The sequence below is a fragment of the Klebsiella sp. 141251 genome, assembly GCF_050600725.1.
GTDB lineage: Bacteria > Pseudomonadota > Gammaproteobacteria > Enterobacterales > Enterobacteriaceae > Klebsiella > Klebsiella aerogenes.
Window position 1 is genome coordinate 1 of record NZ_JAQIRG010000002.1, and the last position, 11756, is coordinate 11756.

At 56.3% G+C, this 11756-nt stretch carries 9 protein-coding genes; 3 read left to right on the forward strand and 6 right to left on the reverse strand.

Annotation, left to right across the window (positions count from 1 at the left end; all coding sequences use genetic code 11):
- The 3 genes from PGR09_RS04520 to PGR09_RS04530 all read right to left on the reverse strand — a co-directional run.
- The coding region (locus PGR09_RS04520) for a molybdopterin-dependent oxidoreductase (protein WP_430915841.1) at positions 1-629 on the reverse strand (629 nt) is incomplete at its 3' end.
- Positions 630-640: 11 nt separating this feature from the next.
- Positions 641-769, reverse strand: a complete 129-nt coding sequence (locus tag PGR09_RS04525; RefSeq protein WP_380379550.1) for a hypothetical protein — start codon at positions 767-769, stop codon at positions 641-643.
- A gap of 2 nt (positions 770-771) precedes the next feature.
- The gene (locus PGR09_RS04530) at positions 772-2241 is read right to left on the reverse strand and encodes a nucleobase:cation symporter-2 family protein (protein ID WP_015366914.1); all 1470 of its coding nucleotides are present in this window, start codon (positions 2239-2241) and stop codon (positions 772-774) included.
- A 532-nt stretch (positions 2242-2773) separates the two neighbouring features.
- Here PGR09_RS04530 and ygfT point away from each other — a divergent pair.
- Both ygfT and PGR09_RS04540 read left to right on the forward strand, forming a co-directional pair.
- Positions 2774-4711, forward strand: a complete 1938-nt coding sequence (ygfT, locus tag PGR09_RS04535; RefSeq protein WP_430915842.1) for a formate-dependent uric acid utilization protein YgfT — start codon at positions 2774-2776, stop codon at positions 4709-4711.
- Complete coding sequence (locus PGR09_RS04540; protein ID WP_430915843.1) at positions 4711-5187, forward strand: 4Fe-4S dicluster domain-containing protein; 477 nt, start codon at positions 4711-4713, stop codon at positions 5185-5187. Before ygfT ends, PGR09_RS04540 begins: the two co-directional genes overlap by 1 nt.
- A 500-nt stretch (positions 5188-5687) precedes the next feature.
- Here PGR09_RS04540 and ssnA read toward each other — a convergent pair whose 3' ends face one another.
- The 3 genes from ssnA to PGR09_RS04555 form a co-directional block, all read right to left on the reverse strand.
- Positions 5688-7022, reverse strand: a complete 1335-nt coding sequence (gene ssnA / locus PGR09_RS04545) for a putative aminohydrolase SsnA (protein ID WP_430915844.1) — start codon at positions 7020-7022, stop codon at positions 5688-5690.
- Positions 7019-10123: a putative selenate reductase subunit YgfK gene (gene ygfK, locus PGR09_RS04550; protein ID WP_430915846.1), complete on the reverse strand. Its 3105-nt coding sequence runs from the start codon at positions 10121-10123 to the stop codon at positions 7019-7021. The genes ssnA and ygfK overlap by 4 nt, the downstream gene beginning before the upstream one ends.
- Positions 10124-10392: 269 nt before the next feature.
- Positions 10393-10962, reverse strand: coding sequence for an NTP transferase domain-containing protein (locus tag PGR09_RS04555; RefSeq protein ID WP_047042744.1), 570 nt, complete (start codon positions 10960-10962; stop codon positions 10393-10395).
- Positions 10963-10996: 34 nt separating this feature from the next.
- On the opposite strand from PGR09_RS04555, the gene yqeC reads away from it, so the two are divergent.
- On the forward strand, positions 10997-11755 hold the full coding sequence (gene yqeC / locus PGR09_RS04560) for a selenium cofactor biosynthesis protein YqeC (protein WP_430915847.1): 759 nt from the start codon (positions 10997-10999) through the stop codon (positions 11753-11755).
- Position 11756 lies beyond the last annotated feature (1 nt).

Consider the following 11756-nt stretch of genomic DNA (forward strand, 5'->3'; position numbering starts at 1 on the left):
CGCGCGGTTTCAATCTTGCGCGGGTCGCAGACGATGATTTTCGCCCCGTTGCGTTTGGCGTTAATGACGTGATTCGCCACGATAGGGTGGGAATCCGCCGGGTTGTAACCGAAGATAAACACCAGATCGGTGTTATCAATCTCCGTGATGGCATTACTCATGGCGCCGTTACCGACCGACTGGTGCAGACCTGCAACCGAAGGGCCGTGTCAGACGCGAGCGCAGCAGTCGACGTTATTGGTACCAATAACGGCGCGCGCGAATTTTTGCATCACGTAGTTGGTTTCATTACCGGTCCCGCGGGAGGAGCCGGTGGTCTGGATCGCGTCCGGGCCATATTTTTCTTTAATGGCGCCAAGGCGGGTGGCGACGTAATCGAGCGCCTCGTCCCAGGAGACGGCTTCCAGTTTGCCGCTGCGCTTACGACGGATCATGGGGGTTTTGAGACGCGGGGTCAGGATCTGGGTATCGTTAATGAAGTCCCAGCCATAATAACCTTTCAGACACAGGGTGCCCTGATTGTTTTTCCCCATGGCCGCTTCGGCGCCGACGACCATGCCGTCGTCCACCACCAGCCGCAGCTTACAGCCAGCGGCGCAGTAGGGACAGACGGTGGTTACTTTTTCCATCGTGTGACTCCTTAAAAATAGTACGGCAACAGATAGATAAAACGGCTGTTAATTCCGAGGGTAATGACGTCCTGGATGGCGGGAACCGCCATCAGGGCCATCATCAACAGTGCAAAAAGCAGACGTTGCGACATAGACATAATCACTCCTGGCCGTCAGCGGCGGTTTGACCTTTCTGTACCTTGCGCAGCAGTAGCCACATGCGCACTGTACGCACGGCCATGTTGCGGGCAGCCGCGCTCGGCGGCGCCGGGTCCGGTTCCGGGACATCGTGAGAAATACGGAACGGCACGCTGCCGTTCAGCGTCAGGTTGGCGACAATCGCCGTCAGGGTGCCGATAGTGATGCCGCTATGCAGAAACAACTGCATCATCGGCGGGAACTGGGTAAACAGATTCGGCACCAGTACCGGCATCATGCCGAGACCAAGGGTGAGCGCGACGACCATCCCATTGTTATTGTTGCGATAGTTGACCTGGCCGAGAGTACGAATACCGGAAACGGCAACCATGCCGAACATAACGATACCGGCGCCGCCGAGGATCGGTTTCGGAATCAGAACCACCAGCGCCGCCATTTTGGCGAAAATGCCCATTAGCATCAGGATGACGCCCGAGACCGACACCACGAAGCGGCTGCGTACGCCGGTCAGGCCAATCAGGCCGACGTTTTGCGCAAAGGCCGCGTAGGGAAACAGGTTGAAGAAGCCGCAGATCGTCGTCGCCAGTCCGCAGGTATTCAGGCCGTTACGCAGCATGCTGGCCGTGACCTGTTTACCGACGATATCGCCGGTCGCCATGATGGACGACATGGTTTCGACCATCACCACCACCATGACCATCGACAGCAGGGCGACCGGCACGATATGAAACTCAGGCCGGGCGAACTGCATCACCTGTGGCAGATGCAGCCAAGGCGTAGCGTTGACGAGGTTAAAATCCAGCGGCTTGAAGAAGCTCCATAAAATAGTGCCGATCACCAGCCCGATCAGCACCGAGGTGTTCTTGACCACGCCGGTGGCGAAGGTATAAAGGTTAAGAATAATGACCAGCGTGATGGCCGCCATCAGCAGCGAGAAGAGATCGCCGAAACCGGCCATCTCGCTGCTGCCGCCGCCAATCCATCCTCCCGCGACCGGCATAATAGAGAGGCCGATCAGCGTCACAATGCCACCCATCACCACCTTCGGAAAGAAGCGAATGAGACGGCTAATCCACGGCGCGCAGCAGAGGATAAAAATGCCGGAGACGATAACCGAGCCGGAGATCGCCCCGATACCGTACTCTTTGCCGATAAGCACCATCGGGATCAGCGCGGCGAAAGTACAGCCCTGGATCAGCGGTAAGCGGCAGCCCAACCACTGCTTGATGCCCATCGATTGCACGATGGTTGCGGCGCCGCAAATAAACAAATCGGCGCTGATTAATAAAATAATATGCTCCGCAGGCAAACCGACCGCGTTACCCACCACCAGCGGTACCGCCACCGCCCCGGCGTACATCACCAGCACGTGCTGCAATCCATAGAGAATCATTTGCGTAATTGGCAGGACCTCATCGACCGGCGCGACAGTCGCCGTATTGCGTGAGGCCGGAATGGCAAAATCTTTCATGAAGTAGTTGTCTCCTTTACGACTTCTTCCCGTGCCGAACTGAAAGGGCAGAAGTTACGATTCGAAGGCCATTGCCTCCCTCTGCTGATGATGTTCACCAGCGTATAACGCGCACGGAGTTGCTTATGCGTTAGGAGGGTTATGCGTAAGCTGTGCCAAAAATGAGCGAAGCGGTAGTGGAAGAATATATTTGTGAAATCAATCACGGGTTGGCATGTTTATTTCTTGCAGGCCCGTTTAACGCTGCGAGCGGGCATCAGAAATAAAAATGGCGAATATCAGTTTGAGATATATGCCGTCTCATTTTGGTAGGCGAAATAAGCGCTAAGAAGGTAAAAATGATAAAAAGGCAGGACGGGCTTGAGATGCCATCCCGGTGATTTGATGAGCTTGTATTTATTCGAGAGTGACAGGAGAGTAATAATTTGAGCTGACTCGCAAAAATGAATGGCAGCAGAAGGTGAGCGCCCAATATCGCCCGAATATTGCAATCCATCCCTGAGACTATTCCAGAAGAATAAAAGGGAAGCAAATGAATCGATTTATTGTGGCCGATGTTGCGAACTGTATTGGATGTCATGCCTGCGAAGTAGCCTGCGTCACGGCGCATCATCAGGATGCCTGGCCGGCACAGCGCAGCGCCTTTGTTCCGCGCATCCATGTTGTCTTCCACCGGAATGCCAGTACTGCGACCACTTGCCACCATTGCAACGACGCGCCTTGCGTCACCTCCTGCTCGACTCAGGCGCTGTATGTCGCCAACGACAGCATCCAGTTGACCCAGTCCGAGTGTATCGGTTGCAAAAACTGCGTCGTCGCTTGCCCATTTGGCGCAATCGAGATGGTCGCCAGCGGGGAAGATGGCCCGCAGCTGGCGCAAAAATGCGATCTTTGTCGCGAGCGCCCCTCCGCAGAACAGGCCTGCGTGGCCAGTTGCCCGACACAGGCGCTGCGCGTAATGGACGAGAGCGCGCTCCAGCGGTTACAGCGGGAAAGACAAATCCGCTCCGCCCAAGGGCAGCCGCTGGCCGAGCGTCGTGGCGCAAGGCGCGAAGCAATCCTGGATAAAGCGCCGCGGGTGGGGGCGAAGAAGCTTGCCGCGGAGGAGCGAAAAGCGCATTTTGCCGAGATCTACCAGCGCCTTAGCGAATGTGATGCCGAATATGAAAGCGAGCGTTGCCTGTACTGCGCACAAAAAGCCTGGTGCAACTGGACCTGCCCATTACACAACCATATTCCCGATTTCATCCGACTGGTGCGTGAAGGCAAAATTATTGAGGCCGCAGAACTCTGTCATCAAAGTAGTTCGCTTCCGGAAATTTGCGGCAGGGTCTGCCCACAGGACAGGCTATGTGAGGGTGCCTGTACGCTGAAAAACGAAGGCGGCGCGGTGGCGGTTGGCAATCTGGAACGCTATATCACCGATACCGCGCTGGCGATGGGCTGGCGGCCAACCACAGGCGAGGTTGCGCCGCGTCGGGAACGCGTGGCTATTATCGGCGCCGGACCGGCGGGACTGGGCTGCGCGGATATTCTCGCGCGCGCCGGGGTACAGGTTGATGTTTTTGATAAACATCCTGAAATTGGCGGGCTGCTGACTTTCGGCATTCCGTCTTTCAAGCTGGAAAAAACGGTAATGGCGTTGCGGCGTGAGATCTTCAGCGATATGGGGATTCGTTTCCATCTCAATCAGGAAGTGGGGCGCGACGTGGCCTTCAGCGACCTGGTTGCTAACTATGACGCGGTCTTTTTAGGCGTCGGCACCTATGGGCTGATGGGCGCTGGTCTTGATGGCGAAGATGCGCCGGGTGTTATTCAGGCGCTGCCGTTCCTGATTGCCAATACCCGTGAGGTGATGGGGCTTGAAGAGAGCGCCGAATATCCGTTAACCGACATTAAGGGTAAGCGGGTGGTGGTGCTGGGCGGTGGCGATACGGCGATGGACTGTCTGCGCACCGCGGTGCGTCGCGGAGCCGAGAGCGTGACCTGCGCCTATCGTCGCGATGAATTAAGCATGCCGGGCTCGAAAAAAGAGGTGGTGAACGCGCGGGAGGAGGGCGTGGCGTTTCAGTTTAACGTTCAGCCGCAATATATCCTGCGTAACCGTAAAGGCCAGGTCAGCGCCGTCGGGATGATCCGTACCGAAATGGGTGAACCAGGGCCGGATGGCCGCCGCCGCCCGCGGCCAATTGCCGGTTCAGAATTCGAACTCCCGGCCGATGTGCTGGTGCTGGCGTTTGGTTTCCAGGCCCATGACATGCCGTGGCTGCGGGGGCACGGCATCAAACTTGACCGCTGGGGGCAGATTGTGACGGGCGGCAAAGGTCGCGGCACCACGCAGACCAGCCATGACAAAATCTATGCCGGCGGCGATGCGGTGCATGGCGCCGATCTGGTGGTGACGGCAATGGTTGCCGGGCGCCAGGCCGCAAGCGAAATGCTGGCGCGATTTGACCATAAGGAGCGGTGATGACCCATTTTATTCTTGCCAGTTCACAGGCCTGTATCGGTTGTCGTACCTGCGAAGTCGCCTGCGCACTGGAGCATGTGGCGGAAGGGGCGGAATTTCATCCGCGATTGAAGGTGATGCGACTCGACACGTTGAGCGTGCCGGTGATGTGCCATCAGTGTGAGAACGCGCCATGCGTTGGGGTCTGTCCGACCGGCGCATTGGCGATGGGCGCCGAACGGGTCGAGGCCGATGCCGGGCGCTGCATAGGCTGCCAGAGCTGTGTCGTTGCCTGCCCATTTGGCGCGATTACTATCGAGACATCGGCGGCGCATCCGCCGGTTATCGTGAAGTGCGATCTCTGCGAGCAGCGAGACGGCGGCCCGGCCTGCGTATCGGTGTGCCCAACGGCGGCAATATCGCTGATGACCGATGACGCGCTGGCGGCGCTGCAGAAACAGAGAACGATCGCCAGCGCCAGCTTGTTGAGTTTGTAGGAAAGTCCCGGATGGCGACGCGCCGCGTCTTATCCGGGCTACTTCTGTGCCAATAGCGACTGAAACAGCCGCCGTTGGTGGCCTCAAAATCGCTGAGACGTTCCCGGAAGGCCGGGGCAGCCCGCATGGATGCGGGCTGAGGGCCGTGTTTTGCACGGACGCTGCCTCGGCCCGACCCGAAGCCTGTAGGGATAAGTCGAGGGGACCGCGTAGCGGCGATTTTGGCGGCCAGAGCCCGGGGGTACAGGGGGCGGCGGTGGTTGGCCGCCCCCTGTGCGCTCTCAGCACCACAGAAAACATATTGCAGAAAAATTAACCGGGAGCGCAATATACTATGGAGCGAAACGAGATAAACGCTTTTTCTCAAGCCAAAAAGTTGCCAACCGATAACAGTATCTAACCGATTGATGTCGCAGAATTTCTCGACCGTAAATCTATTCCCGTCATCGGGCAAAAATAAACCCGGTACAGTGACCGGGTTTTGTTTTGCCGTGATGGGATTACGGCAATGCATCCATCCGCTGCCACATCTTCTTCGCCACCTTCCGCGCTTCGGCGAAAATCGTATCGCAATCAATAGCGAACTGCCGATCCTCATAGACCATGACACCATTCACCATCACGCTATGTACGTGGCTGGCCCCCATACCGAAGGCGATGTGCCCGGCGAGGTTAGCCGCCAGCAGCGGCGTCGGCGGAATATAATCGCTGATGGTTAAATCCGCCTTATAGCCCGCCTCAATACGGCCGAAACGGTCGTTAAAGTTGCGGCTAAGCAGCGTGTTGCCGTTGCTTAATGCCCGCGCAAAGCTATCCGGCCACAGCGGTCCGCCGGCATCACGGTGTTTAAAGAAGGCGAACTTGAGCTCTTCAAACATATCGGAGCCGATACCGTCGGTGCCCACCGCCAGGTTGCGAAATGCCGTCAGCTGCTGGTTATAGCCAACATGGTTGTTCATGTTAGAGCGGGCGTTATGGACAAGAAAACCATCGTGCGCGTTCAGTAGTTCAATATCCGCGTCCGACAGATACAGCCCGTGAGCCACCAGCGTTTTACTATCGATGAGATCGAACTCTGCCAGGCGTACCAGCAGATCTTTACCGTAGTGATGGTGGCTGTGGGAAACGTCGTAACGGTCTTCCGCCATATGAATATGCAGGCCGCGCCCGGTTGCTTTTAATGCTTCGCGAAGCATCAAAAGCCCCTCGTTGGGAACCGTAAACGGCGCATGGGCGCCGATATGCGCTTCTACCAGATAGGGTTCGTCGCCGTTTTCCCGCGCCCGATCGATTTCGTGGGCAAAACGGATATTTTCCTCCACGCTTGCCTGAAGTTCCTGCAGGCCGCCGTTACGGTCGGTGGTTTCAAAACAGGTCATGCCGCGCAGGCCGACCTTGATGAAAGCGTTACGTAACTGACTTAATGATCCAGCGATATAGTTCGGCGACGCGCTGTGGTCAATGACGGCGGTACAGCCGCTGCGAATGGCCTCCAGCGAACAGATAAGCCCGCTGTAGTATAAGGACTCCTCATCCAGCGCGCGGTCCAGGCGCCACCACAGGTTTTTCAGCGTGGAGATAAAATCGGGACTCGGCGCAATATTGGCCTGAATTCCGCGCGACAGTCCGGAATAAAAATGGTTATGCGAGCAGACCATTCCCGGCATCACCAGCCGGCCGCGCATTTCTTTAATACGCGCCTGCGGATAACGCTGGCTCAGGTTCGCGCCTGTTTCGATAATTCTGTCATTTTCGATGACGATATCGACACCTTCTTCCACTTTTGCCGGATGAAGCTGGGCAAGGGTGGCATTTTTAAGCACTAAGATACTCATACTTCGACGGCTCCCAGCAAATAGTGATGATGTTGATGGACGTGGCTGATGATGCGGCACATGGCATCCAGCTGCGGCGGAACTTCAGCGAACTGACCCTTAGTATCGATTTCCAGCTGCCAGATCAGGCCATCCTGACGGACATGAACCCGCTGCTGTTCCACGAGGAAACCAGGATTGCTGCTGTTGTTGAAATCCTGTTCGAGGCTAAAAACGGTGACTTTGTCCTTATAAGGTTTGCCTTGCCATGGGCAGAACTGCGCGCAGTTGCCGCATTCGTTGCAGTACGCGTCGAGGTGCAGCGTCTGGAAGCGGTTGTCGAACCCCGGCACCGCGATTGAGACGTTGGCGCGGTTCGGGCAAACATCCACGCACTTGCTGCAGACGTAATTACATTCGAGGCAACGCTCCGCCTCCTGCGCGACAAAGGCATCGCGGTCGTCTTTATCAACCTGAGCGATAGCAATGGTTCCTTTGCGGCGGTAAATATCCGCGGGATCGACGTTATTCCACTGTTTATCGCCGAAGTGGCTGCGGATATTCTCGCGCTTCAGGATCGCATCGCTGGCGCGACGGGCGTTGCCTATCGCCGAGACGATCGAAGAAGGGCCATGCTGTACATCGCCAATCAGGAAGACGTTAGCCAGACGGCTTTCGCCATCAGCATTGACCTCAGGCCAGCCGTGGTCGTTGAGCGGGATCCCCATCGCCGCCAGCGCTTCGCCATCCTGCTGTTCGCCGATAGCGGTAATCAGCGTATCGACCTGCAGCGTCCAGGTTTCATCGGTGGGCAATGGGCGACGTCGACCCTGTTCATCAGGTTCGCCGAGGGCCATGGTGCGAACGGTCAGCGTGCCGTCAGCGGCGAAGTGCTCCGGGTTACTGAGGAAGCGGAATGTAACGCCATCCTGAAGGGCTTCTTCGTACTCCTCGCGCCATGCTGGCATCTCCTGCTGCGAGCGGCGATAAATCACAGTTGCTTTCTCAACGCCGGGGATGTGCAGCGCCGCGCGGGCGCAGTCCATTGCAGTATTGCCCGCGCCGACAATGGCCACGTGTTTACCCACGTTCAGGCGATCGCCGCGGTTGAACGCGCGCAGGAAGTTGAGCGATTTATGAATATTCGTGTTGTCGCCGCCAAGCTTCACGCCGCTGTTTTTGTCGGTACCAGTGCCGACCAGTACATAGCGATAACCCTCCTGACGGAGTTTTTCGACGGTGAGATGCGGGTCGCAGCCGTAGACAATATTGACGCCGTGATTAACAACGAACTCGATATCCTGCTGGATAAGTTCCGCGGGAATGCGGAAATGCGGAATGATGTTTTTTACCACTCCGCCAGCGTTAGCTTCGCGCTCAAATAGCGTGACCGGGTGGCCGGCGCGGGCGAGGAAGTAACCCGCCGCCAGCCCCGCCGGGCCTGCGCCAATCACCGCCACCGGGTTACGGCTACCGGAACCAGCCGGTTTATGCCAGCGGCGTTGGTATTCTGGCCAGCCTTTCTCAAGGGCGATTTTTTTCAGCTCGCGGATATTTAACGCGCTGTCATAATCAAGACGCGTACAGTTGTACTGGCACTGGTGATCGCAGATATGGCCGGTGATCGCCGGCAACGCGTTACGTTGATAGATAAGCTCCAGCGCATCGGCATAGCGCTGCTCGCCCATCAGGCGAATGTATTCCGGAATATCCTGTTTGATGGCGCAGGCGCTGACGCAAGGGGCGACGTAGCAGTCGGTTAACGGCAGCGGCTCGCCAACGTCGATGCGATCGTCCGGCTTCCAGTGTTTTTGCGTGTACTCCATGCTCACCGCTTTTTCCGCCAGCGCGTTCAGGCGCTTGACGTCGACCTGATTCATTTCCCAGCCATCGGCCGGTTCCAGCTCGCGCATGCACTGGCTAAGACGCAGGTAACCACCGGGTTTTAGCAGATCGGTCGCCATGGTAATGGGGCGGATCCCGGTTTCAAAGATATCGCGGATATTGAGCTGGCTGGCGCCGCCGGAGTAGGAGATCGGGAGTTTGCCGTCGAATTCACGCGATAGCAGCGCCGCAACGTTGATGGAGAGGGGGAACAGGGCGCGGCCGGACATATACATCTCATCGCCGGGCAGCGCGCCTTTATTGTTGACCGTGCCGAGGGTGTTGGTTAGCTTCACGCCGAAGCCGAGTTGTTTACTTTTCGCCAACGCCATCAGACGCGTCAACATTTCCAGCGCCTGGCCGATTTTAAGATCGTGTTCAAAAGATTCTTCATTCAGACCGATATAGTCAAAGCCGCAGGTGTCGAGAATTTCGCGTACGCGCGGGTAGCCCAACAGCGTCGGATTAAGCTTCACGAAGGTGTTGAGCTGCTTCTCTTCCAGCATATAGCGGCAAATGGCTTCGATTTCATCCGGCGGGCAACCATGCATGGTAGAGAGAGTAACCCCTTGTACCAGTTTTGCCGGAATGCGTTCCGCGAGCGTCGCCAGCCGCGGGCGGATATCATCCAGCGACAGGCGGGCAAGGAAGGCGTCATCATGCAGCCAGCGGTTCAGCGTGTCGCGGTACTGGGTAAATTTCGGCTGCCCGGCGGCGTTCATCATATTATCGATAAACTGCTGCATCGGCGGTTGTTTGATGCCTTCCAGGTTATAGCCGACGCTCATATTGAAAATAAATGACTTGCCGTTTTGCGCCGGCGTGAACGGGAAAATCTCTTCCAGCAGATGCAGAATAAACCATGCTTTAAGGTATTCATCCCACGCTTTTTGCAGCGTGAATTCCGTAGACCATTCGGTATTGAAACATTCGTCTTCAGCGTCGATGCAGGGTTTTTCCAGCTCAAGCCGGTCGAGGATCTGTACGGTTTTCAACTCGATAAACCGCCCGCCGGTGAGCCAGGCGGTGATGATATTCTGCGCCAGTTGGGTATGCGGGCCGGCGGCCGGGCCGATTGGGGTGGCGCAGCTTTCGCCGAAGACGCTTACCCGGCGTTGGTTGGTGGGCGAATAGAACTGCTGCTCAGGAATACCAAAAATGGAATGGTGTTGTTGATACTCATCGAAAATGCGCGTCAATAATTCCTCAAACGGGACGGGACGCATGATATCCCCCATAACCCTCTCCTTTATCTGTGCAATCAAATTTGCCGGTTAGTGGTGCTTATTCCGACGGATAGTTAAGGAAGAGCAACAATCGAACCAGTTATTAAAGGCAGAAGGTTTGAATAATTAAAAATGTGAGAGAGATCTAAAGAACACCTGGCTTTGTGAATAGGCTCACGCTATGGTAATGAGAATTAAAATCACTCTATATTTTTATCCGCCGGGATTTCTCAAAATAAACGGCGAAATATCACAATGATAATTTCCCGACAAAGGCATTATTAATCCTGGTTTTGCAGGCGAATAAAATCAGCAGGGGTATCGATATCCCAGACCATTTGCGGAAAATCTAACTCCAGACAGCGATGGCGGCTTTGTAATAACCGTTTGCGCATTGAGCCGGGTCCATCGTGAGTGATAAGTTGGCGCAACTGCGTGCCGGCAATAAGGATTGGATGACCCGGTACGCCTTGATATTGCGGAAGAAGCGCGCTGTCGCCCCGTTGTTGCCACAGCCGCTGGAAAAGCGCAGTCGGCAGGCAGGGTAAATCGCCGAGGGTGATAAAACAGTAGTTGTTTCGCACCTGGCTTGCGCCGGCGCAAACAGAAGTAAACAGACCCTGCTGATAGTTGGGATTATAAACCAGGGTTATTTTCGGATGCGCCGAATAGCGTTGATGTAACTCCTCTGCGCGAAAACCGCTCACCAGAATAATACGCGAGCAGAATTGCAGGGCGTTTTTTATACTTGCATCAAGTATTGTCGTTCCGCGCCAGGGTAACATCATTTTCCACTGTCCCATCCGGGAGGACAATCCGGCGGCGGTAATAATACAATCGACCTGTTTCATACTCCTCCCTGAATAATGGAATCCTGTCCAGCGCATGGAAAATATACCGCATCTGCAATCGCTGTTTTGTGATTTAGGCGTAAATGATGGTCCGCTGCTGATTTCCGCCGTCGGCGCGGGAGGTAAAACCAGTACCTTAATGTGGCTGGCGCAGCGTTTTCGTGAGGCTGGCCGGCGAGTTCTGCTCACCACGACCACCCACATGTATCTTCCGGCAACCCTACCTGTGCTGATTTGCCGCGATCCGCTGGCGCTGCCTGACGAGGTTTGGCAGCGGCCGCTACAGGCCTGCTACGCCTCATGGCTCGCCCCTGCGGGTAAAGTTCGTGGGTTTAGCCCGCAACAGCTTGATGCGCTGGTTGCCGCAGGTTGCGTGGACGTGGTGCTGGTAGAAACTGACGGGGCTCACGGTTTCGCCTTAAAAGCGCCAGCTGAGCACGAACCTTGCATACCTCAATCCTGTTGCTGCGTTATTGCCGTCATGGGGGCCTGGAGGCTCGGGCAAAACGTTGGGCCAGCGACCGTTCATCGCTGGCCCCTTTTTTCCCGGATAACCGGCGCGGCGCCGGATACAGCGCTGAGTTGGCCGATGCTGCATCGCTTGATCGCGCATCCGCAGGGAGCGTTTAAAGGCGTTCCGCCCGCCAGTCGCCGGATCCTGCTGCTGAATCAGCTTTCTCAAAATGAGAATTTACCGGAGGAGGCGCTGTTGCAGCAGTGGGGGATTAACGCACTGTGGGCGGGAGCAGTACAAGAGCAACCCGCGATAACGCGGCGACGAACAACAGAGTGAC